The 22,019-nt window shown below is 65.1% G+C and carries 19 protein-coding genes; 7 read left to right on the forward strand and 12 right to left on the reverse strand.

Features of this window, described 5'->3' with window-relative positions; all coding sequences use genetic code 11:
- Positions 1 to 8: 8 nt before the first annotated feature.
- Positions 9 to 896 carry an outer membrane protein assembly factor BamD gene (locus tag AC5QAH_RS12745; protein WP_029379759.1) on the forward strand — a complete coding sequence of 296 codons (888 nt, stop codon included), beginning with the start codon at positions 9 to 11 and terminating at the stop codon, positions 894 to 896.
- A gap of 190 nt (positions 897 to 1,086) precedes the next feature.
- On the forward strand, positions 1,087 to 2,289 hold the full coding sequence (locus AC5QAH_RS12750) for a lipase family protein (RefSeq protein ID WP_019660165.1): 1,203 nt from the start codon (positions 1,087 to 1,089) through the stop codon (positions 2,287 to 2,289).
- Positions 2,290 to 2,409: 120 nt separating this feature from the next.
- Here AC5QAH_RS12750 and AC5QAH_RS12755 read toward each other — a convergent pair whose 3' ends face one another.
- From AC5QAH_RS12755 to sucC, 3 genes are all read right to left on the reverse strand, one after another.
- Entirely contained in the window at positions 2,410 to 4,044 is a 1,635-nt protein-coding gene (locus AC5QAH_RS12755; protein WP_019660166.1) for an NAD+ synthase, read from the reverse strand.
- Between the two features lie 224 nt (positions 4,045 to 4,268).
- Positions 4,269 to 5,144, reverse strand: coding sequence for a succinate--CoA ligase subunit alpha (gene sucD / locus AC5QAH_RS12760; protein WP_005410793.1), 876 nt, complete (start codon positions 5,142 to 5,144; stop codon positions 4,269 to 4,271).
- Positions 5,145 to 5,164: 20 nt separating this feature from the next.
- Entirely contained in the window at positions 5,165 to 6,334 is a 1,170-nt protein-coding gene (sucC, locus tag AC5QAH_RS12765) for an ADP-forming succinate--CoA ligase subunit beta (RefSeq protein ID WP_004154430.1), read from the reverse strand.
- Between the two features lie 405 nt (positions 6,335 to 6,739).
- Here sucC and AC5QAH_RS12770 point away from each other — a divergent pair, with 405 nt between their 5' ends.
- Both AC5QAH_RS12770 and AC5QAH_RS12775 read left to right on the forward strand, forming a co-directional pair.
- On the forward strand, positions 6,740 to 8,353 hold the full coding sequence (locus AC5QAH_RS12770; RefSeq protein WP_019336430.1) for a sensor histidine kinase: 1,614 nt from the start codon (positions 6,740 to 6,742) through the stop codon (positions 8,351 to 8,353).
- A gap of 60 nt (positions 8,354 to 8,413) precedes the next feature.
- On the forward strand, positions 8,414 to 9,787 hold the full coding sequence (locus AC5QAH_RS12775) for a sigma 54-interacting transcriptional regulator (protein ID WP_049454795.1): 1,374 nt from the start codon (positions 8,414 to 8,416) through the stop codon (positions 9,785 to 9,787).
- A 185-nt stretch (positions 9,788 to 9,972) separates the two neighbouring features.
- Here AC5QAH_RS12775 and pilB read toward each other — a convergent pair whose 3' ends face one another.
- The 3 genes from pilB to AC5QAH_RS12790 form a co-directional block, all read right to left on the reverse strand.
- A complete protein-coding gene (gene pilB, locus AC5QAH_RS12780; protein WP_049454793.1) occupies positions 9,973 to 11,700 on the reverse strand; it encodes a type IV-A pilus assembly ATPase PilB in 1,728 nt (575 codons plus the stop codon).
- Positions 11,701 to 11,812: 112 nt separating this feature from the next.
- On the reverse strand, positions 11,813 to 12,997 hold the full coding sequence (locus tag AC5QAH_RS12785; protein WP_160314090.1) for an isoprenylcysteine carboxylmethyltransferase family protein: 1,185 nt from the start codon (positions 12,995 to 12,997) through the stop codon (positions 11,813 to 11,815).
- A gap of 90 nt (positions 12,998 to 13,087) precedes the next feature.
- Entirely contained in the window at positions 13,088 to 13,555 is a 468-nt protein-coding gene (locus AC5QAH_RS12790; protein ID WP_049454791.1) for a pilin, read from the reverse strand.
- Between the two features lie 360 nt (positions 13,556 to 13,915).
- Here AC5QAH_RS12790 and AC5QAH_RS12795 point away from each other — a divergent pair, with 360 nt between their 5' ends.
- The 3 genes from AC5QAH_RS12795 to coaE are packed head-to-tail and all read left to right on the forward strand — an operon-like array spanning position 13,916 to position 16,670.
- Positions 13,916 to 15,175, forward strand: coding sequence for a type II secretion system F family protein (locus AC5QAH_RS12795; protein ID WP_049454789.1), 1,260 nt, complete (start codon positions 13,916 to 13,918; stop codon positions 15,173 to 15,175).
- An 8-nt stretch (positions 15,176 to 15,183) separates the two neighbouring features.
- Positions 15,184 to 16,047, forward strand: coding sequence for a prepilin peptidase (locus tag AC5QAH_RS12800; protein ID WP_032128827.1), 864 nt, complete (start codon positions 15,184 to 15,186; stop codon positions 16,045 to 16,047).
- A gap of 11 nt (positions 16,048 to 16,058) precedes the next feature.
- Positions 16,059 to 16,670, forward strand: coding sequence for a dephospho-CoA kinase (gene coaE, locus AC5QAH_RS12805; protein WP_049454787.1), 612 nt, complete (start codon positions 16,059 to 16,061; stop codon positions 16,668 to 16,670).
- A 156-nt stretch (positions 16,671 to 16,826) separates the two neighbouring features.
- Here coaE and AC5QAH_RS12810 read toward each other — a convergent pair whose 3' ends face one another.
- The 6 genes from AC5QAH_RS12810 to rimK all read right to left on the reverse strand — a co-directional run bounded on the left by AC5QAH_RS12810 (position 16,827) and on the right by rimK (position 21,876).
- Positions 16,827 to 17,213, reverse strand: coding sequence for a hypothetical protein (locus tag AC5QAH_RS12810; protein ID WP_071306348.1), 387 nt, complete (start codon positions 17,211 to 17,213; stop codon positions 16,827 to 16,829).
- Positions 17,214 to 17,695: 482 nt separating this feature from the next.
- Positions 17,696 to 19,063, reverse strand: coding sequence for a sensor histidine kinase (locus AC5QAH_RS12815; RefSeq protein WP_032952284.1), 1,368 nt, complete (start codon positions 19,061 to 19,063; stop codon positions 17,696 to 17,698).
- Positions 19,026 to 19,703, reverse strand: a complete 678-nt coding sequence (locus AC5QAH_RS12820; protein WP_005410804.1) for a response regulator transcription factor — start codon at positions 19,701 to 19,703, stop codon at positions 19,026 to 19,028. Before AC5QAH_RS12820 ends, AC5QAH_RS12815 begins: the two co-directional genes overlap by 38 nt.
- An 8-nt stretch (positions 19,704 to 19,711) precedes the next feature.
- Positions 19,712 to 20,185, reverse strand: a complete 474-nt coding sequence (locus tag AC5QAH_RS12825) for a hypothetical protein (RefSeq protein ID WP_019336437.1) — start codon at positions 20,183 to 20,185, stop codon at positions 19,712 to 19,714.
- An 89-nt stretch (positions 20,186 to 20,274) separates the two neighbouring features.
- The gene (locus tag AC5QAH_RS12830) at positions 20,275 to 20,751 is read right to left on the reverse strand and encodes a hypothetical protein (RefSeq protein ID WP_010481495.1); all 477 of its coding nucleotides are present in this window, start codon (positions 20,749 to 20,751) and stop codon (positions 20,275 to 20,277) included.
- A gap of 246 nt (positions 20,752 to 20,997) precedes the next feature.
- Positions 20,998 to 21,876 carry a 30S ribosomal protein S6--L-glutamate ligase gene (rimK, locus tag AC5QAH_RS12835; RefSeq protein ID WP_005410807.1) on the reverse strand — a complete coding sequence of 293 codons (879 nt, stop codon included), beginning with the start codon at positions 21,874 to 21,876 and terminating at the stop codon, positions 20,998 to 21,000.
- Between the last annotated feature and the right edge of the window lie 143 nt (positions 21,877 to 22,019).

Raw genomic sequence — 22,019 nt, forward strand, 5'->3', positions numbered from 1 at the left:
TCGACCCCATGATCCGACGCTCCGCCATGCTCTCCGCGCCCGTCCGCCTCACCGCCCTGCTGCTGGTGCTGGTCATCGCCGCCACCGGCTGCCACCGTGGTGCCAAGAAGGGCGATCGCCCCGATGAAGGGACGCCGGTCGAACAGTTGTACGAGAAGAGCCACAAGCTGATGCAGGGTGGCAACTGGAGCGGCGCCGAAGCCAGCTTCCGCCGCCTGGTGGCCCAGTATCCGTACGGCCCGTACACCGAGCAGGCGATGATCGAGACCGCCTACGCCCAGTACAAGGCCGGCAAGCACGATGACGCGGTGTCCAGCATCGACCGCTTCATCCGTACCTACCCGACCCATCGCAACATCGCGTACCTGTACTACCTGCGCGGCCTGGCCAACTCCAATCGCAGTACGGTTTTCCTTCGTCGCGTATGGTCGCTGGATGCCAGCCGGCGCGATCTGTCCACGCCGCACCAGGCGTATTCGGACTTCAACATCGTGGTGGACCGCTACCCGAACAGCCGGTACGCCGCCGATGCGCGCCAGCGCATGCTGGAGCTGCGTGACGTGTTCGCCCAGCACGAGCTCGACAACGCCCTGTACTACATGCGCCGCGGCGCCTGGGTCTCGGCCGCCGGCCGCGCCAACTACCTGCTGGAAACCTACCCGCAGAGCGCGTTCCAGTACGACGCCGTCGCCGTCCTGGCCGATTCCTACACCCACCTGGGCAACAAGACCCTGGCCGACGACGCCCGCCGCGTCCTGCAGCTGAACCAGCCGGACCACCCGTGGCTGGAAGGCAAGTGGCCGAAGTACCCGTGGATGATCCGCAAGCTGAACCCGTTCGCTGGCGAGAAGTCCGCCAGCACCGGCCAGCGCAACGCGCGACTGGAAAAGAAATAAGAAAAAGGCCCCGCAAGGGGCCTTTTCTTTGTCGGTTATCCACGCCATGCGTGGAGGGTTCGTGCGCCCATGGACCACGACACTAGGAATTCTACGAATCCCCGGCGGATGCGACGCCGGTCCCAATCGGCGCGGGCGAGCCCCTCCACACTGCGGCGCAACGGCCATCCCGGCCGTGAAGGAGCGCCTCATGACCCCACCGCCACGCCATTTCCGCCCCCGCGCCTGCCTCCTCGCCACTGCCCTGCTGGCGCTGTCCCCGGGCCCCCTGGCCGCCGCACCGGTTGCACCGGGCGACCTGCTGTCTGCTGCCCCCTATCGCGCGTCATGGGTGCCGTCCAAGGCCGCGCAGGCCTACAAGCTGCACTACCGCACCCCGGATCATCGCGGCCAGCTGGCCGAAGGCACCGGCCTGCTGTATCTGCCCGCCGGCGCGGCGCCTGCAGGCGGCTGGCCGGTGGTGTCCTGGGCACATGGCACCCAGGGCATCGCAGATCGCTGTGCGCCCTCGGTGTCCGGCCCCTACCAACCCCAACGCGACGGGCGCTTCCTCGATCAGTTCCTGGCACAGGGCTATGCGGTGGTCGCCGCGGACTACCAAGGCCTCGGCAGTCCAGGTGACCATGCCTATCTGCATGTGCGCACTGCCGCGCGCAACGCCATCGACCTCGTCAAAGCCAGCCGCCAGTACCTGGGCAACGCAGCGCTGTCGCCGCGCTGGGTCTCGGTCGGCCATTCGCAGGGTGGCGCCGCCGCGCTCACCGCAGGCCACATCGCCCCCACCTATGGAGGGCCGGCGTTGCACTACCGCGGCAGCTTCACCACCGGTACGCCCACGGCAGTGGAGTTGACCGCGCTGGTGATGAAACCGGACAACCGCACCGCCAATCCAGGTGCAGTCAACGCGTATCACGCGTATCTGCTCGATGGCCTGCTGCAGGTCGCGCCGCAGATCGACCGCGTCCTCAGCGACACCGGCCGCGCCCGCGTGGCAGTGGCACGTGAGCAGTGCCTGGGCGAACTGGCCGCCACCCTGGACGGTGCGGATACCGGCAGCATGTTCACTGCACCGCTGACCAGCGTGCCGGGCATCTGGGCGGTGCTGTACGACTATCTCGGCGTACCGCGCCGCGGCTTCAGCCAACCACTGATGCTGGGCCATGGCAGCGCGGACCGCGATGTGCCCTATCTGACCACGCTGCTGTACGCCGCAGGACTGGCCCTGCGAGGCGAGCCGGTCGCGTTTCGACGCTACCCGGTCGACCACCGCGGCACGCTGGATGCGGCGGCGGCGGATGGCCTGGCATTTGTGCGTGCACGGCTTGAGGGCGGCCACTTCAGCGACGCTGCGGAAACCGCCGGCCTTGAACAGCTGCTCGGCGAAGCCCGGTAGATCCACGCCATGCGTGGATGATCTTCGACCATCGTGCGGACCAGGGTCCGCACCCACCGGAGAGGGCCAACGGGTTGCCGGCCATCGGACGGCACTCCCTGTCGTCTGCTGGACCGGGCCTCAGCCCTTGTAGCCGTTGCTGATCGGGTAACGACGCTCACGGCCGAACGCCCGGCGCGAGACCTTCGGCCCGGGCGCGGCCTGATGCCGCTTCCACTCGCTGATGCGCACCAGGCGAAGCACGCGGTCGACCACGGTCGCGTCGTAACCGGCCGCCACGATCTCCGTGCGCGACTGCTCCTGATCGATGTAGCGGTACAGGATGCCATCCAGCACGTCATAGGCCGGCAGCGAATCCTGGTCCAGCTGGTTCTCGCGCAGCTCGGCCGATGGCGGGCGGCTGATCACCGCCGGCGGAATCACAGGCGCGCCGCCCACGGTATTGCGCCATTTGGACAGGCCGAACACCTCGGTCTTGTACAGGTCCTTCAACGGCGCATAGCCACCGCACATGTCGCCGTAGATGGTGGCGTAGCCGACGGCGTACTCGCTCTTGTTGCCGGTGGTCAGCAACAGGCCGCCGAACTTGTTGGCCAGTGCCATCAGGATCACCCCGCGGCTGCGCGACTGCAGGTTCTCTTCGGTCACGTCCGGCGCGGTGCCTTCGAACATCGGCGCCAGCGATTCCATCAGGCCCTTGAACGCCGGCTCGATCGAGACCGCTTCCAGCTTCACGCCCAGTGCCTGGCACTGCTCGGCGGCCAGGTCGTTGGACATGCCGGCGGTATAGCGCGACGGCAGGCGCACGGCGGTAACGTTCTCAGCGCCGAGCGCGTCGACCGCCAGCGCCAGTACCAGCGCCGAATCAATGCCACCGGACAGCCCCAGCCACACCTTCTTGAAGCCGTTCTTGCGGCAGTAGTCCTGGATGCCACGGGTCACGGCACGCCAGGCCAGCGCGTCCATGCTCTCGTCGCCATCGTCCATCCACACGTGCGGCATGAAGCGGCGGGTCTCACCGTCGTACTCCACCACCAGCCACTGGTCGACGAAGGCAGCGGCAGCCGGGTGTACCGTGCCGTCACCATCGGCCACCACCGACGCGCCATCGAACACCAGCGCATCCTGGCCACCGACCACGTTGAGATAGGCGATGGCCGCCCCGCTCTCGCGGGTGCGTGCGGCCAGCACCGCGTCGCGCTGGGCGTGCTTGCCCCGCTCGTACGGCGAAGCATTGGGCACTACCACCAGTTGCGCCCCCGCGCGCACGGTGTCGGCCAGCGGCTCGGCGAACCAAAGGTCCTCGCAGATCAGCAAACCCACCGGAATGCCATTGACCTCGAACACACAGCTGCCGCCGTCCGGATCGACATCGAAGTAGCGACGCTCGTCGAACACCGCGTAGTTGGGCAGCTCGCGCTTGCGGTAGGTCTGCTCCAGCAGGCCATCGCGCAGCACGCTGGCGGCGTTGTAGACCACCGCACCAGCCGCCTGCGGCCAGCCGACCACGGCGGTGATGCCACGGCAGGCAGCAGCGATACGGCCCATCGCCTGCTCGCATTCGTACAGGAAGCCGGGACGCAGCAGCAGGTCCTCCGGCGGATAACCGCTCACTGCCAGCTCGGGGAACATCACCAGCTCGGCGCCATACTCGTCGCGCGCCTGTCCGATCATCTCGATGATGCGCTCGGTGTTGCCGGCGACATCGCCGACCGGGAAATCGAACTGCGCCATCGCGATGCGGATCGAAGCCATGGGAATCCAGCCTGTGGTTGCAATGCGCCCATTGTAGCGCCGCGTCGTGCGCGCGCCGGGGGCGTTCACTGCGTGGACAGCCCTGGCTCAGTAGATCCCCACCATGCGTGGATGGGCCGACCAGGCGGCCGCCAGACGCAGAAAAGCCGCCCGAGGGCGGCTTTTCCAAAGCAAGCCGAGCGTGGGCTCGGCTCTACAGAATCGGCTGCCAGAGGCAGTCGTTCTTATTTCACCAGCTTGGCGATGGCGGCGCCCAGGTCGCCCGGCGAACGGACGGTGACGACGCCAGCAGCTTCCATGGCGGCGAACTTGCCTTCGGCCGTGCCCTTGCCGCCCGAGGCGATCGCACCGGCGTGGCCCATGCGCTTGCCGGCCGGAGCCGACGCACCGGCGATGAAACCGACGACCGGCTTCTTCACGTGGTTCTTGATGTACTCGGCACCGGCTTCCTCGGCGTCACCGCCGATTTCGCCGACCATGATGATGCCTTCGGTCTGCGGGTCTTCGTTGAACAGCTTCAGGCAGTCGACGAAGTTCAGGCCGTTGATCGGGTCACCACCGATGCCGATGCAGGTGGACTGGCCCAGGCCGACTTCGGTGGTCTGCTTGACCGCTTCATAGGTCAGGGTGCCCGAACGCGACACGATGCCGATCTTGCCCGGCTGGTGGATGTGGCCCGGCATGATGCCGATCTTGCACTCACCCGGGGTGATGACGCCCGGGCAGTTCGGCCCGATCAGCACGGTGTCCGGATGCGAACGGGTCAGCACGTTCTTGACGCGCAGCATGTCCAGCACCGGGATGCCTTCGGTGATGCAGACGATGACCTTGATGCCGGCAGCAGCGGCTTCCAGGATCGCGTCGGCCGCGTACGGCGGCGGCACGTAGATGACCGAAGCGTTGGCGCCGGTGCTCTGCACGGCGTCGGCAACGGTGTTGAAGACCGGCAGGTCGATGTGGGTGGTGCCACCCTTGCCCGGGGTCACGCCGCCAACAACCTGGGTGCCGTACTCGATCATCTGAGTGGCGTGGAAGGTGCCCTGCTGGCCGGTGAAGCCCTGCACGATCACCTTGGTGTTCTTGTTAATCAAAACAGACATGGGAATTCCTTGGTGTCGAATCAGGCAGCGTTCTTGACAGCTTCAACGATCTTCTTGGCGCCATCGTTGATGTTGTCAGCCGGGATGATGGCCATGCCGCTGTCGCGCAGCAGCTGCTTGCCTTCTTCCACGTTGGTGCCTTCCAGGCGCACCACGACCGGAACCTTGACGCCCACTTCCTTCACGGCGGCGATGATGCCTTCGGCAATCATGTCGCAGCGGACGATGCCGCCGAAGATGTTGACGAAGATGCCTTCAACCTTGTCCGAGGACAGGATCAGCTTGAACGCTTCGATGACGCGCTGCTTGTTGGCACCGCCGCCCACGTCCAGGAAGTTCGCCGGCTCGCCGCCGTTGAGCTTGATGACGTCCATGGTGGCCATGGCCAGGCCGGCGCCGTTCACCATGCAGCCGATGTTGCCGTCCATGGTGACGTAGTTGATGTCCAGCTCCGAAGCGATCACTTCGGTCGGATCTTCCTGGGTCTTGTCGCGCATGGCGACCAGGGCCTTCTGGCGGAACGCGGCGTTGTCGTCGCTGTCGAACTTGCCGTCCAGCGCGTACAGGTTGCCGTCGTCCAGGATGGCCAGCGGGTTGATTTCAACCAGGGCCAGGTCCTTTTCGTTGAACAGGCGGTACAGGTTCACCATGATGCTGGCGAACTGGCCGGCCTGCTTGGCGGTCAGGCCCAGCTTGAAGCCGAAATCACGGCCGTGGTAACCCTGCACGCCTTCGACGAAGTCGACGTTCAGCGAGTGGATCAGCTCCGGGGTTTCAGCGGCGACCTGCTCGATCTCCACGCCGCCTTCCGAAGAGGCGATGTAGGTGATGGTCTTGGTGCCACGGTCGACCAGCACCGACAGGTACAGTTCCTTGACGATCTCGCCGGCGGTGGTCACCAGCACCAGGTTGACCGGCAGTTCAACGCCTGCGGTCTGGTAGGTGGCCATCTTGGTGCCGAGCATCTTGGCCGCAGCGGCCTTCACGTCGTCGGTGGTCTTGCAGAACTTGACGCCGCCAGCCTTGCCGCGGCCGCCAGCGTGGATCTGCGCCTTGACCATCCAGGGGCCCTGGCCCAGGGAGTTGGCAGCGGCAACCGCTTCGTCCGGGGTCGCAGCGACCTTGCCGGCCGGGACCGGGATGCCGTACTCGGCAAGCAGTTGTTTTGACTGGTATTCGTGGAAATTCATGCGTCACCGTGGGAATAGGAACGACCGCACGCAATTCCTCAGGGCCCCGGCGGGGCGCCGGCATGGACCGCGGCGGGCCCACTATTGTGGCCGAGCCAGCGCCGGGGCGCAAAGAAGTCTGTACAAAACGCCAGACCCGGCCAGATTTCCACCGTCATTCAGGCAGTTGCGCCCGGGCCGCCGTTGGCCACCGGTATCCACGGCGGGCCAAATGCGCGATCCGGGCGGCTCCGGCGGCGCCCTGCCGGGGGCCCTATACTGGTCAACCAAGGTGTGTAGTGCCGGGCCTGCCCGGCTGCTTCCACCGCAGGCCACAGAGAAGCGACGTACCCGCCCGGCTTCAGGGGATGCCAGGCAGGACCGCCGCAGATTCCAGACCCAGGCAGCCAGAAGGGGAGTTCCGGCGTGTCACCCAGTGCTTCATTGATCGACCGCATCGAATCGATTCCGCGGCGTGAGCTGTACTTCTTCGCGCTGTACCGGGTGCTGATCGCCGCGGTCATCGCCGGCCTGCTCTACAGCCCCCTGTCCGGCATGGTCGGCGAGGCCCATCACCCGCGCCTGGCCGATACCGTCGCGGCCATCTATCTGCTGCTGTCGCTGCTGGCCCTGGCGATCGGCCGCAACGAACGCTGGCTGCGCCCGATCGTGGTCAGCAGCGTGCTGGTGGACATCATCGCCGCCACCCTGCTGGCGCATGCCCTGCCCGGTGCCAGCGCCGGCATCTCGATGTCGCTGCTGTTCAACATCGCCGCTGCCGCCACCCTGCTGCCATTGAGCTGGGGCCTGGGCCTGGCAATCGTCGCCAGCCTGGCCACCGGTACCGAATACCTCTGGAAGGTGCTCGAAGGCGGCGACCCCACCCGCACGCTGGCCGAGCTGGCCATGTTCGCCACCAGCTACCTGGCGCTGGCCTTCATCAGCTACCAGGTGGGCAACCGCGCGCGCCGCAACCAGCAGCTGGCCAACCAGCGCGGCGACGAAGTGGCCAACCTGTTCCAGATCAACGAACTGATCATCCGCCGCATGCGCACCGGCGTGCTGGTGGTGGACGCCGACAACCGCATCACCCTGGCCAATGAAGCGGCCTCGATGCTGCTCGGCGACAACGACGGCATCGGTGAGACAGGACGCCTGGATCTGGCCAGCGCCGCGCCGGAACTGGCGCGCCGCCTGCAGCGCTGGCGCAACGGCTGGGCGCAGGACGAACTGCCGCTGCAGCTCAACCCCGACCAGCCGGAAGTGCAACCGCGCTTCGCCCGCCTGCTGGCCGGCAGCGAGCTGGCCCTGGTGTTCCTGGACGATTCCAGCGTGGTCTCCCGGCGCGCCGAATCGCTCACCCTGTCGGCAATGGGCCGCTTCTCGGCCAGCCTCGCCCATGAAATCCGCAACCCGCTGGCGGCAATCAACTACGCCGTGCAGCTGCTGGAGGAAGGCACCGGTTTCAACGAAAGCGACCGCCGCCTGCTGCAGATCATCCGCCAGCAATGCCAGCGCACCAACGGCATCGTCGAGAGCGTGCTGGGGCTGGCACGGCGCGAACGCGCCACGCCCGAGAACGTGGACCTGGTCGCCTTCGTGCGCCGCTTCGTGCTGGAGTACAAGCAGGGCCAGACGCTGGAGACCGACAGCATCGAACCGATCATCAGCGACACGGCGGTGATGGCGCAGGTCGATACCAAGCACCTGTACCAGGTGCTCACCGTGCTGGTGCACAACGCATTGAAGTACGGCCGCATCGGCCAGCAGCCGGCGCGGGTGCGCCTGCGCGTGGCACAACACGAACGCAGCGCGGTGATCGACGTGATGGACCGTGGCCCCGGCATTCCCGAGAGCGTGGCCGCACAGCTGTTCCGTCCGTTCTTCACCACCTCCGAGCACGGCACTGGCTTGGGCCTGTATATCGCCCGCGAGTTGTGCCGCGCCAACCAGGCACGGCTCGACTACATCCCGGTGCCGGCAGGCGGCTCCTGCTTCCGCCTGGTGCTGCCCGGCCCGCACACGCTGCTGCCCACCTGATCCCAAATCTGTGCGTCAAACATTTGTCGCTTCCAGCCCCCTCGTTTATCTTTCACGCCCATGAACGAAACCCGCAGCGCCCTCGTCGTCGACGATGAACGCGACATCCGCGAACTGCTGGTACTGACCCTCGGCCGCATGGGGCTGCGCATCAGTACCGCCGCCAACCTGGCCGAAGCACGCGAGCTGCTGGCCAGCAATCCGTACGACCTGTGCATCACCGACATGCGCCTTCCGGATGGCAACGGCATTGAGCTGGTCAGCGAAATCGCCCAGCACTACCCGCGCACGCCAGTGGCGATGATCACCGCGTTCGGCAGCATGGACCTGGCCGTGGAAGCGCTGAAAGCCGGCGCCTTCGACTTCGTCAGCAAGCCGGTGGACATCTCGGTGCTGCGTGGCCTGGTCAAGCACGCGCTGGAGCTCAACAACACCGAACGCCCTGCGCCCGGCCCCGCCACCGAACAGGCTGCACGCCTGCTGGGCGCTTCGCCGGCCATGGACGTGTTGCGCACCACCATCGGCAAGGTCGCGCGCAGCCAGGCGCCGGTCTACATCCTCGGTGAATCCGGGGTTGGCAAGGAACTGGTCGCTCGCACCATCCACGCCCAGGGCGCGCGTGCGGCCGGCCCGTTCGTGCCGGTCAACTGCGGCGCCATTCCCGGCGAGCTGATGGAGAGCGAATTCTTTGGCCACCGCAAAGGCAGCTTCAGCGGCGCGCATGCCGACAAGCCCGGCCTGTTCCAAGCCGCGCACGGCGGCACCCTGTTCCTGGACGAAGTGGCCGAACTGCCGTTGCAGATGCAGGTCAAGCTGCTGCGCGCGATCCAGGAAAAGTCGGTGCGCGCGGTCGGTGCGCCCAACGAAGAGCCGGTGGACGTGCGCATTCTCTCGGCCACGCACCGTGACCTGGCCGAACTGGTCGAGGACGGGCGCTTCCGCCACGACCTGTACTACCGCATCAACGTGATCGAACTGAAGGTGCCGCCGCTGCGCGAGCGCCGCCAGGACCTGCCGGAGCTGGCGGCCGCCGTGCTGGCGCGGCTGGCCCGCAGCCACGGCCGTGCCACCCCGCTGCTGGCGCCGTCGGCGCTGGAGGCGCTGGCCCACTATGCGTTCCCGGGCAATGTGCGCGAGCTGGAGAACATTCTGGAACGCGCGCTGGCACTGGCCGAAGAAGACCGCATCGGTGCCGACGACCTGCGCCTGCCGCAGCACGCCCCGCGTGCGCCCGGCGGCGCAGCTCCCGCCGAAGCCGTGGCCGACCTGCAGCCGGGCGGCGCCGCCCTGCCCTCGTACATCGAGCAACTGGAACGCAGCGCCATCCAGCGCGCGCTGGAAGAGAACCGCTGGAACAAGACCCGCACCGCCGCGCAGCTGGGCATCACCTTCCGCGCGCTGCGCTACAAGCTGAAGAAGCTGGGAATGGAGTAAGGGCTGAACGGCCCTGGCAGGCGCCAACCTTGGTTGGCGCTGCGCCGCCGCGCCATCCGCGCATGGCTTGGATCTATTATGGGATCCGTGGCCGATCATCCACGCATGGCGTGGATCTACTGTAGAGCCGAGCCCACGCTCGGCTGCTCTTCGGGCCATCAGCCGAGCATAGGCTCGGCTCTACCTCAATCCTTGGTCACGCGATTGATCTCGGCCAGGCTGGTCACGCCCGCGGCGGCCTTCTTCAACGCCGACTGCCGCAGGTCATTCACCCCGATCTGCTGCGCCGCCTCGGCAATCTGCAGCGCATTGCCACCGGCCAGCACGATCGTGGCGATCTCATCGGTCATCGGCATCACCTGGTAGATACCGGTTCGGCCCTTGTAGCCCTCGGTGCACTCATCGCAGCCCACCGCCTCGTACAGCTGGATGCCCGCATCCAGCTGCGCCTGGGTGAAGCCCTCGGCCAGCAGCGCATGCTCCGGCAGGTTGGCCGGGCGCTTGCAGTTGCCGCACAACCGGCGTGCCAGGCGCTGCGCGATCACCAGCGTCACCGAGCTGGTGATGTTGTACGGGGCGATACCCATGTTCATCAGGCGCGCGATGGTCTGCGGCGCATCGTTGGTATGCAGCGTGGACAGCACCATGTGGCCGGTCTGCGCCGCCTTGATCGCAATCTCGGCCGTCTCCAGGTCGCGGATTTCGCCGACCATGATGATGTCCGGATCCTGTCGCAGGAACGAGCGCAGTGCCGCGGCGAAGGTCATGCCGCGCTTGTTGTTCTGCTGCACCTGGTTGACACCGGGCAGTCGGATTTCCACCGGGTCTTCGGCGGTGGAAATGTTGCGCGTCTCATCGTTGAGGATGCCCAGCGCGGTATACAGCGACACGGTCTTGCCCGAACCGGTCGGGCCGGTCACCAGCACCATGCCGTACGGCTTGTGGATGGCGTCGTGGAACAGCTTCTGCTGGTCCGGTTCGTAGCCCAGCTTGTCGATGCCCAGCTTGGCCGCGCTGCCATCGAGGATACGAAGCACCACCTTTTCACCGAACAGGGTCGGCAGCGTGCTCACGCGGAAGTCGATCTGCTTGGTCTTGGACAGGTTCAGCTTGATGCGACCGTCCTGCGGCACGCGCTTCTCGGCGATGTCCAGCTGCGCCATCACCTTCAGGCGCGCAGCGATGCGCTGGTTCAACTTCACCGGCGCACGCGCCACCATCTTCAGCAGGCCGTCGATGCGCAGGCGCACGCGGTAATCGTCTTCGTAGGGCTCGAAGTGGATGTCTGATGCGCCCTTGCGGATGGCATCGACCAGCACCTTGTTGACGAACTTCACCACCGGGGTGTCGTCGCCCTTGGCGTCGATGCCGGAGTCGCCACCCGCGTTGTCTTCGTCGCCCAGGCCAACGTCGAGGTTGGCCATGCCCTCGTCGTCGCCGCTCAGCGCGTCGCCGATGGTGTCATGGCTGGCGTGCCATTGCTCCAACGTGCGGCGGATCTGGTCTTCATCGACCAGGATCGGCTCCACCACCAGATTGGTGTGGAACTTGATCTCATCCAGCGCATGGGTCGGGTTGCTGGTGCCCACGAACAGCTTGCCGCCGCGTTTGAACAGCGGCAGCACGTTGTGTTTGCGCAGCAGCTCTTCGCTGACCAGGCTCATCGCGTTCTGGCTGGCATCGAAGGTGGACACGTCGAACAGGGGCATGCCGAACTCGACCGCATTGGCGGCAGCGAGCTGCGAGGCGCTGACCAGCTTGTTCTGCGCGAACCACGTGGGCAGCGGCTGACGGGCCGCCGTGGCCTTGGCCATGGCGTCGCGGGCAGAGGCCTCATCCAGGGCACCGTCCTGGACCAAGCGGCGGGCCAGGCCTGTGATGCCGACGAGATTGGGGGTGACAGTTGCATTCATGATCAGGACCTTGGAACAAACAGGGAACGATACCTCGGCATCTTCTGCCTCGCCCTTTGCACTTGGAAGGGTCAGGGTAGCCGCCAGAGGTCGCTAGCCGCCAAGCCTTTACTCAGGACTGAGATCGAATCATTTTCAAGCCACATCGTCGCAGAATTGACACGATCCCGTTGTCATCAATCCACTCTGCATAGCGCCTGTAGTCGGCATCCATCAACAAGTGGCGTTCTTCTGTACGAGCACGGACCCAGTAAATTGCATTGACCGCCAGCATAGCCAGACAAGACAACAGAACCCCAGCTGCCCCTCCATTTGAGATGAAAGGCACTGAAACAAGCCACCAGGACAGATTCTTACACATATAGGCTGGATGCTTGGTCCAACGATAAGGCCCATGCGTGATGATTCCGCGGTGGGTCAAATTGGAGAAGCGAGTCCCAAACACAACAGTGGACCATGTGTAGACAGATGTCAGCAGAAGAATGGAAATCGCCCAAATAACCGCAAGCGGACTCCCCTCGGAGAGCCAATTCTTCCAATCATTTGCGTTCCGCGCAATCAACCAAGTATCCAGAACCAGCGCACTCAACGGCGGATAGCATGCCAGTGCCGACAACCATCCAAGCATCGTCGAGTCAACCGATCGAATCTCTCCCCCAAGATGCTTAGAGGTTGAAACATATCCGATTACTCCGAATGCAGTATCGATGGCATAAAGGGCAATCATTCCCAGGGCATACCAGCGAAGTGATCCTGTGGACGGAAGTGCGTACTCAAGACTCGCTAGCCATGTCCATGACCACGCAAGCATCAAGGGCAAGAAAAAGCACTTTACACACCACCCCAAGAGAGCATTTCGCTGAGAATTGTTCGGCCTACCTCCATCAAACCACGCTCGGACAGCATTTCCTGCGTCAGGAATCGTCGAGCCCAACAAGCTTGGGCGGAGTAATCCCAATAGAAGCAAGATGCTACCGGCGACGAGCAAGAAGGGCAGAGCCAGTACAACAGCAGCTCCACTATCTCCCCCAAAAAGGAACTGCAGAAGCAAAATTGCAACCTGCAAAATCGAAATCGTGAATATCCCCCACAGCGCACTTCTTCGATCATGCATCAGTAGCGCATGCGGCAACCGTCTCCATTCGAGCAGCCACATAGGAATCGCTGCACCCAGAACCAGTAGCAACCACAACGTATAGCTACTGCATTCAAGTGATCTGCCAAGTACAAATCCCAACAACGCACCCAAAGCTCCCCAGCTTCCGACGCGCGCCCGCACTGCAGACTCGGGACGCATGCTCATAAAGTCCAGCCTCCCCAGAAAACAAAACGGGGGACCGCACTGGCCCCCCGCTTAATCAAACCCTAAGCACTAAACTAAGCGCAATTAGGTGCCACTCGTGCCGCCACCGCTGGTGCCGCCGCCGCTGGTCGAGGCAGCGCCCTGGCAGGAACCCGGACGGAACTTGGTATTGATGGAGCCCTCGCAGGTCCAGCTCGGAATCACGCCGTTGCTGCCGTTCCCTTCCGGAGTCAGCGTGATCGTCTGACCGTCGATCAGAGTGTCGCCAATAGCGCGAGCAGTAGCGACAATCTTGCCATCCTTCCATTCCAACTTTTCAACGTACTTCGTCGGCTGGAAATCCGGCTTCCAGTCGTTGCCCGGCAGCTTGTTGTTGCTAGCCGCGTACTCCGACACGTCGGTACGCAGCGAAGAAGCCGCAAGGATCACTTCCGAGACCTTGGCCTTCTTGGTGTAGTTCGAGTATGCCGGCAGCGCAATGGCAGCCAGGATGGCGATGATCGCAACAACGATCATCAGTTCGATCAGGGTGAAGCCCTTCTGGTTCTTCATGGTGGTACATCCCCAAGATAAGTGGTGGTTGATGTCGGGGTGGTGGCCGGCCGGTCAGATGACCGGATGAGCAGGCTGCCCGTCCCCGCGGGTGGATCAACGCAGGTTACGTGCCAATCTCCCATGGCAGCGTCTCCCCGATTTCCCCGCGCCAATGATGGCAGCAATTTCGCGGATGGGAACCCCCCAGAAGCGAATCTGCGATGGACGCGGCAATGTGACGCGGTACGTCACCTTTCGTCTCGCCAGGTCGAAAACCCTGCGCGGCGTCACGCCAGCAGGCTCCCCGGACGGCCCTGAACCGGCTACCATCGCCGGTCAGGATGCCCGCCTGGGGATGGCGGGCCTTGGGGAGCCAACATGTCTGTCAGTCGCAGTGCGATCAAGAAAGAGCCCGTGGCGCGTAGCACCATGGAGCTGCAGCCGTTTGTCTGGGAGGGGACCGACAAGCGGGGTATCAAGATGAAGGGCGAGCAGTTGGCCAAGAACGCCAATATGCTGCGCGCCGAACTGCGCAAGCAGGGAATCAACCCCGGCCAGGTCAAGCCGAAGCCGAAGCCGCTGTTCGGCGCAGCCGGCAAGCCGGTGAATGCCAAGGACATCGCCTTCTTCAGCCGGCAGATGGCGACGATGATGAAGTCCGGCGTGCCGATCGTCTCGGCACTGGAGATCATCGGCAGCGGGCACAAGAACCCGCGCATGAAGAAAATGGTGGACGGGATCCGCGCCGACATCGAGGGCGGCTCTTCGCTACATGAAGCGATCAGTCGGCATCCGGTGCAGTTCGACGAGCTCTACCGCAACCTGGTGCGCGCCGGTGAAAGCGCCGGTGTGCTGGAAACGGTGCTGGACACGATCGCCTCCTACAAGGAGAACATCGAAGCACTGAAGGGCAAGATCAAGAAGGCCCTGTTCTACCCGGCCATGGTGCTGGTGGTGGCTTTCCTGGTCAGCACTGTCCTACTGGTCTGGGTAGTGCCGCAGTTCGAGGAGGTCTTCAAGAGCTTCGGTGCGGACCTGCCTGCCTTCACCCAGATGGTGGTGAACCTGTCCCGGTTCATGGTGTCCTGGTGGTGGCTGATGGCCATCGTCATGATCGGATCGGTGGTGGCCATCGCCATGGCCTACCGGCGCTCGGAGAAGATGCAGCATACGGTCGACCGGCTGGTGCTGAAGGTGCCCGTGATCGGCCAGATCATGCATAACAGCGCTATCGCCCGTTTCTCCCGGACCACGGCGGTGACCTTCAAGGCCGGCGTGCCGCTGGTGGAGGCGCTGGGCATCGTGGCTGGCGCAACCGGCAACAAGGTCTATGGCGAGGCTGTGCTGCGGATGCGCGACGACGTCTCGGTGGGCTACCCGGTCAACATGGCCATGAAGCAGCTGAACCTGTTCCCGCACATGGTCATCCAGATGACCGGCATCGGCGAAGAGGCGGGCGCCCTGGACGCCATGCTGTTCAAGGTAGCTGAATACTACGAGCAGGAAGTGAACAATGCCGTGGATGCCTTGAGCAGCCTGCTGGAACCGATGATCATGGTGTTCATTGGTACCATTGTCGGTGGCTTGGTCATCGCGATGTACCTGCCCATCTTCAAACTCGGCGCCGTCGTCGGCTAAAGGTATCAATGGCATTTCTCGACCAGCACCCCGGCCTCGGCTACCCCGCCGCGGCCGCCCTGGGACTGCTGCTGGGCAGTTTCCTGAACGTGGTCATCCTGCGACTGCCCAAGCGGCTGGAGTGGCAGTGGAAGCGCGATGCGCGCGAAGTCCTGGAGGAACCGGACTTCTACGAGCCCCCGCCACCGGGGATCGTGGTGGAGCCGTCGCACTGCCCCCACTGCAAGCACAAGCTGAGCTGGTACGAGAACATCCCGCTGTTCAGCTGGATCATCCAGGGCGGCAAGTGCCGCCACTGCAAGGCGCCGATCTCGCTGCAGTACCCGCTGGTGGAGGCGCTGACCTCGGTACTGGTGCTGGCCTGCGTCTGGCAGTTCGGTTTCGGCTGGCAGGGCTTTGGCGCCATCGTGCTGACCTGCTTCCTGATCGCTTTGTCCGGTATCGACCTGCGCACGCAGCTGCTCCCCGACCAGCTCACCCTGCCGCTGATGTGGCTGGGGCTGATAGGCAGCATCGACAACCTGTACATGCCGGCCAAGCCCGCCCTGGTGGGTGCGGCGGTGGGTTACCTGTCGCTGTGGACGGTCTGGTGGCTGTTCAAGCAGCTGACCGGCAAGGAAGGCATGGGCCACGGCGACTTCAAGCTGCTGGCGGCGCTGGGCGCCTGGTGCGGGCTGAAGGGCATCCTGCCGATCATCCTGTTGTCGTCGGTGCTGGGCGCCATCATCGGCTCGATCTGGCTGTACAGCCGCGGTCGTGACCGGGCCACGCCCATCCCGTTTGGCCCCTATCTGGCCATCGCCGGCTGGCTGTACTTCATGTGGGGTGCGCCGCTGGTGGAGCAGTACCTGGTGATGAGCGGGCTGCGCTGAGGGGAGTCCCCATGAGCCGCTATGTGGTTGGCCTGACCGGGGGCATCGCCTCGGGCAAGAGTGAGGTGACCCGGCGCTTCGAGGCGCTGGGGATCGTGGTGGCCGACGCCGATCTGGCCGCACGGGCCGTGGTGGCCGCCGGCAGCCCCGCCCTGGCCCGCATTGCCGAGCGCTTCGGCGCCGACATGCTGCTGGCCGACGGCAGCCTTGACCGGGGCCGCCTGCGCGCTCACGTGTTCGCCGCCCCGGCCGAGCGGACGGCGCTGGAAGCGATCACCCACCCGGCTATCCGCCTGCTGATGCAGCAGCAGTGCGAGCAGGCCACCAGCGCCTATGCGATTGCGGCCATTCCGCTGCTGACCGAGGTGGGCGGGCGGAAGGCCTACCCATGGCTGGACCGGGTGTTGCTGGTGGATGCGCCCGAAGCCGTGCAGCACGCCCGGCTGATGCAGCGCGATGGTATCGACGCTGCGCTGGCCGACCGGATGATTGCTGCCCAGGCCAGCCGCGCGCAGCGGTTGGCGTTGGCCGATGACGTGGTGGTCAATGATGGGCAGCCGGAGGACCTGCAGGTGCAGGTGGAACAGCTGCATGCGCGGTATCTGGGGTTGGCCGGGGGTTGAGGCCGGGTTGCCGGCCAGCGGCCGGCACTACCAAAGCGTATCCACGCGTGGATCTGGGGATCTGCTGTAGAGCCGAGCCCATGCTCGGCTGCGACCATCAAAGCCGAGCATCGGCTCAGCTCCACAAAGCGCTCTGCATCCACACGTGGCGCGGATCTAGTCCAGCTGCAGGCGGGCGTAGCGGGCGAGTTCACGGGCGCCGAGCAGCAGGCCGTCGACCACATCGGGATTGAGTTGCTGGCGGGCACCGCCCTGCTCCCGCGCGAGTTCGGCGGCGTGCAGCAGCTGGATCAGGGTATGCAGACCGGCAAGCGTGCGGCTGAGGCCGGCCATCATGGCTGCCTGCGCCGGGCTGGCCCCCTGCACGTCCAGCGGCTGGCCGTCGGCGGCGTCGCGGCCATCCATGCGCGCCAGCAGCGCGGGCAGCAGGTCCTTGGGGTCATCCAGCAGAACTTCGACACGCTCGGCGACGTCGGCAGGCAGCAGGTTGGCCGCATCGCCGATCAGGGCGTGCAGCTGGGGGAACAGCGGGCGGTTGGACACGGTGGAACTCCTCGCAGTCGGCAGGCCACCTGCAGATGCAAGGTGGCGGACGGTGCGGGTTGGCGTACCGGAGACCCAACAATCAGCAAAAAGACTCCAGCGGATTCTGACGAATCCCCACGCACCGCCCGCCGAAACAAGGCACGCGGTGCATTTTCCACGACAGGCCGACGCCAGCCGGAAGTTTGCTGAATGTTGGTTTTTTTCAGGACGCCAATCCCGGCCAAGGCACCTGCCCCGGCCAGGTCATCAGGCCATCGCCGCACGCGGCGATCTGTAAGGAAATTCCCAAGTGCGGCGCGGGCTTGCCAATGCGTGCGCTGGAACACGCGCGGGGCGCGGCAGCGATCACGGTGGTGTCGTGTTGGGCCTGAGGCCCGATCATCGCGCGAGGGGAATTCGGTGGCACAAACGACACAGCGCGCGATGCAAGGTCGGCAGGGTTCGTGCCGACCGAGGTCGGCACCACCAAAGCAGGGCCCTTACAACGGCTTCGGCGAGAACGTCAGGGTGGCGATCACGCCACGCTGGCCGCCGGGGCGCACGCTCACCTGCCAGCCGTACAGATCGCACAGGCGGCTGACGATCGACAGGCCGATGCCGCCGCCCTGCGAATGGCCGGCGTGGGTGCCACGGTAGCCACGCTGGAACAGCTTGGCTGCGTCTTCCTCGCTCAGGCCCGGGCCGCTGTCGGTCACCGACACCGAATTGGTGCCGACGAACACGCGTACCTCGCCGTCCTGCGAGTACTTCACGGCATTGCCGATCAGGTTGCCCAGTGCCACCGACAGCGCCGCCTCGGGCGCATCGATCACCAGGTTGCGCTCACCTTCCAGCAGCAGTTCCAGCGGCTTGCCACCCAGCTGCGCACGATGCGCGTCCAGCAGTTGCTCGGCCACGCGGGCGACGTTGCTGGTGCCCTGCCCGCGCTCGTTGCGCGACAGCAGCAGCAGTGCGCCGATCAGGTCGCTGCACTGCTGTTCGGCACGCTGGATGCGCTGCAGGCGCTGCAGCACCTTCTCGTCTAGGCCGGGCCGGGTCAGCAGCAGCTCGGTGGCGCCACGGATCACCGCCAGCGGCGTGCGCAGCTCATGGCTGACGTCTGCATTGAATTCACGGTCGCGCTGCACCACTTCGGTCAGTCGCGAGGAATAGTCGTCCAGCGCCTGTGCCAACTGCCCCACTTCGTCGTCGGGGAAGCGTGGCGCCAGCGGTTCGGGATCGCTGGTGCCGCCGCGATAGGCACGCAGCCGCGCAGCCAGATCCGACACCGGCTTCATCACCTTCGACGCCGACCACCAGCCCAGCACCAGCGACAGCACGCTGAACACCAGCACCGACAGCACCAGCGCGCGGTTGAGCTGCTTGCCGCCGCGCACGCTGTCGGTCATGTCATAGGCAAGGAAGAACCAGGCGTCGGGCGTCTTGCGCACGGCCAGCTTGTAGGAGTACGGCTCGCCGTGCTCGTCACCGCTGACGCTGTGGATGCCATCGGAGAAGCCCGCCCACTGCGCGCGTTCTTCGCGCACCCGGTCGAACTTGTCCTTCGAATAGGCATAGGCCCTGATCTGCAGCACCGGCGCGTCCGGGTTATGCCCGGGGTGCTCGTAATAGCGGCGCGCATACTCGTCGATGTTGCGGTTCATCAGCTCTTCCACCAGCTGGTTTTCCACGCGCAGGCGGGCCCAGTTGGTGGCGAACGCGAACAGTGTCGTCAGGCAGAAGCCCAACAACACGAACGAAACGATGATGCGGCTGCGCAGGCGCCGCCGATAAGGCGTGCGCCGGCGCTCCCCCTTGGTTGCCACCGAATCAGGCTTCCGGGGTGGCGATGCGGTATCCGATGCCATGGCGGGTCTGGATCAGCGGCACTTCAAACGGCTTGTCGACCACCGCACGCAGGCCATGGATGTGCACGCGCAGGGAATCGGAATCGGGCAGTTCTTCGCCCCACACACGGGTTTCCAGTTCCTGGCGGGTCACCACGGCCGGGGCCGCTTCCATCAGCGCCTGCAGGATCTTCAGTGCGGTCGGGTTGAGCTGCAGCAGCTTGCCCTGGCGGCGCACTTCCAGCGTATCCAGGTTGTATTCCAGATCGCCGGTTTCCAGCACGCGGGTCTGCACGCCCTTGCCGCGCCGCGACAGGGCGTTCAGACGCACTTCCACTTCCTGCAGCGCGAACGGCTTGATCAGGTAGTCGTCCGCGCCGGAATCGAAGCCCGCCAGCTTGTTGTCCAGCGAGTCGCGGGCGGTGAGCATCAGTACCGGGGTCTGCTTGCGCGCTTCATTGCGCAACTTGCGGCAGACCTCGATGCCGTCCATGCCTGGCAGATTGAGATCCAGCACGATCGCGTCGAACTCGTGCACCACGGCCAGGTGCAGACCGGTAACCCCGTCAGCCGCGAAGTCCACGGTGTGGCCCCGGTCCTCCAGGTAGTCGCCCAGGTTGGCCGCAATGTCGCTGTTGTCTTCGATTACCAGGATTCTCACTGTCACCTCTAATTGACGAATTTGCCGACGCGCTGGGCCTGGCCCATATCACGCTGTGCCTTGTCCTTCCGCCGGGCGCGCTCGGCAACGGTAGTGCACTGCGTCGTGGCCCGGTTCGAACCCGTGGCCTTTTCACGTTGGCATATTAGACGACTATCTTCACGTGCCTGTGTCAAAACCGTGTTCACGATCTGCTGGTCGTTGAAGACATCGGTTCGTACCTGTTCAGGCATGGAATCGCGGTCAGGGTGCTGCTCGACGGCCGTACGCATGCGCACCAGCGCCTCGCGCACGCGGCTGCGGTCGGTCTGCTTCAGTTCGCTGTAGGTCTCGCCATCGTTGAGTTCGATTTCGATGCGCTCGATCTGCTGTTGCAGCGGCTTGCCGGGGATAAAGACCTCACCGGCCTGGTTCGATGCAGAGGCGGCGGTGGCCAGGGTCAGGCCCGAGACCAGGACCGCCGACATCAGGAGGGACTTCATGACAAACGAATCCTTGTTTGAGTTGAGTGCTGACTGTATTCGCACCACCTTCACGCCAGCAAGTGCCATGCGCAGGGGCATCGGACGGCCTAGTGGTTGGTGGCAGGGTTGAAGTTGTTGAAGGTGCGCTGGTCGTTGAGCAGGGCCTTGCCCTTCTCCTCGATCCGGCGGCGCTCAGCCACGGTCAGGCAGCGGCTTTTAGGCATGTTGCTGCCGGTGGTGCGGGTGTGCTGGCAGATCTGGCGGCTGTCTTCATGGGCGCGGACAAGAACCGTGTTGATCCGCTCCTGGTCGTTGAAGACCTCCGCCTGGACCTGCGGCGGGAGCTCCTGAAGCGTGCGGTGGTCACCCATGCGCTGGGTGATGCGCGCCAGTGCCTGCTGCACCTGGGCACGGTCGTCAGCGGAAATCTCGCTGTATTCGCCGTCATCGAGGGCCTTTTCAACCCGCCGGACCTGCTCGGCCACCGGTGCCTGCCCGTCCATCTGAATGGCGGTTTTCTCCGGCTTGGCGGAGACAGCACCAGACAGCCCCAGCAACAACGCGATCATCGTGATGCGGTACATCGCCAGCCTCCGGATCCATCCAGGAACGATGGGCGCCACTCTACGGCCGTCACGTTGCCTCCACAAGGGACCTGCGGCTGGCATAAAAAAGACCCAGGCGGTGCCCCGCCTGGGTCTGAAGTCGTATCCCGATACCGATCCTGCTGAGAGGCAGAGCTGCGGTTCGCTGAAGGCTACGCCGGCGCCGATTAAAGGCATGTTAAAGCCGGCCTCATTTGCCCATGAGAATTTCAAGCCATTGATTGATCATGGCTTTTTGAGCTTCTCGACGTGCTCGATGATGCGCGTGGCCACATCTACCCCGCAGGCGGCTTCGATGCCCTCCAGCCCTGGCGTGGAGTTGACCTCCAGCACCAGCGGGCCGCGCGCGGAGCGGATCAGGTCCACGCCACAGACCGACAGGCCCAGCGCCTTGGCCGAGCGCACCGCCACCTGCTGTTCGGCGCGGCTGGCCTTGGCCGCCACCGCGGTGCCGCCGGCATGCAGGTTGGAGCGGAAGTCCCCTTCCGGCGCCTGGCGCTGCATCGACGCCACCACCTGGTCACCGACCACGAAGCAGCGCAGGTCGGCGCCCTTGGCTTCGCCGATGAACTCCTGCATCAGGAAGTTGGCGTACAGGCCCCGCAGGGCCTCGACGATGCCACGCGACGCACTGGCCTTCTCGGTGAGGATCACCCCCCGTCCCTGGGTACCTTCGTTGAGCTTCACCACGTGTGGCGGCGGGCCGAGCATGGACAGCAGGTCGACGGTGTCATCCGGGTTGTCGCCGAACACGGTGACCGGCATGTCGATGCCCTTGGCGGCCAGCAGCTGGTGCGCACGCAGCTTGTCGCGCGAACGCAGGATCGCGTCGGAGGGGTTGGGCGTACGCGCCCCCATCAGCTCGAACTGGCGCAGCACGGCGGTGCCATAGCGGGTGATCGAGGCACCGATGCGCGGAATGACCATGTCCACGCCGGTCATCGGCCGGCCCTTGTAGTGCATCGAGAAGCCATCGGCGGCGATGCGCATGTAGCAGCGCAGCGGGTCGAGGATGCGTACGGTGTGGCCGCGCGCGCGGGCCGCCTCGACCAGCCGGCGGGTGGAGTACAGGGAGCTGTTGCGGGACAGGATGGCGAGCTTCATCGCGGCAGGATCGGACGGCAGGCGCGCAGCATAGCGCGGGCGGGTGGCGGGTGGATGATGCCCAGCAGGCCGCCGCATCTGCGTGCCTGCCGGGGCTGTGCGAAGATGCCTTTCGCCGGCTGATGGACAGGACACGACCGGCT

It is taken from the genome of Stenotrophomonas sp. YJH_SMC_43, assembly GCF_059372535.1.

Bases quoted from the DNA above. Each gene is read 5' to 3' on its own strand.
- sucD (WP_005410793.1), bottom strand. From the start codon at position 5,144: ATGTCTGTTTTGATTAACAAGAACACCAAGGTGATCGTGCAGGGCTTC.
- pilB (WP_049454793.1), bottom strand. From the start codon at position 11,700: ATGAATGCAACTGTCACCCCCAATCTCGTCGGCATCACAGGCCTGGCC.
- AC5QAH_RS12775 (WP_049454795.1), top strand. From the start codon at position 8,414: ATGAACGAAACCCGCAGCGCCCTCGTCGTCGACGATGAACGCGACATC.
- rimK (WP_005410807.1), bottom strand. From the start codon at position 21,876: ATGAAGCTCGCCATCCTGTCCCGCAACAGCTCCCTGTACTCCACCCGC.
- AC5QAH_RS12825 (WP_019336437.1), bottom strand. From the start codon at position 20,185: ATGAAGTCCCTCCTGATGTCGGCGGTCCTGGTCTCGGGCCTGACCCTG.
- AC5QAH_RS12830 (WP_010481495.1), bottom strand. From the start codon at position 20,751: ATGTACCGCATCACGATGATCGCGTTGTTGCTGGGGCTGTCTGGTGCT.
- AC5QAH_RS12755 (WP_019660166.1), bottom strand. From the start codon at position 4,044: ATGGCTTCGATCCGCATCGCGATGGCGCAGTTCGATTTCCCGGTCGGC.
- AC5QAH_RS12790 (WP_049454791.1), bottom strand. From the start codon at position 13,555: ATGAAGAACCAGAAGGGCTTCACCCTGATCGAACTGATGATCGTTGTT.
- AC5QAH_RS12785 (WP_160314090.1), bottom strand. From the start codon at position 12,997: ATGCGTCCCGAGTCTGCAGTGCGGGCGCGCGTCGGAAGCTGGGGAGCT.
- AC5QAH_RS12815 (WP_032952284.1), bottom strand. From the start codon at position 19,063: ATGGCATCGGATACCGCATCGCCACCCCGGAAGCCTGATTCGGTGGCA.
- AC5QAH_RS12795 (WP_049454789.1), top strand. From the start codon at position 13,916: ATGTCTGTCAGTCGCAGTGCGATCAAGAAAGAGCCCGTGGCGCGTAGC.
- sucC (WP_004154430.1), bottom strand. From the start codon at position 6,334: ATGAATTTCCACGAATACCAGTCAAAACAACTGCTTGCCGAGTACGGC.
- AC5QAH_RS12745 (WP_029379759.1), top strand. From the start codon at position 9: ATGATCCGACGCTCCGCCATGCTCTCCGCGCCCGTCCGCCTCACCGCC.
- AC5QAH_RS12800 (WP_032128827.1), top strand. From the start codon at position 15,184: ATGGCATTTCTCGACCAGCACCCCGGCCTCGGCTACCCCGCCGCGGCC.
- AC5QAH_RS12750 (WP_019660165.1), top strand. From the start codon at position 1,087: ATGACCCCACCGCCACGCCATTTCCGCCCCCGCGCCTGCCTCCTCGCC.
- coaE (WP_049454787.1), top strand. From the start codon at position 16,059: ATGAGCCGCTATGTGGTTGGCCTGACCGGGGGCATCGCCTCGGGCAAG.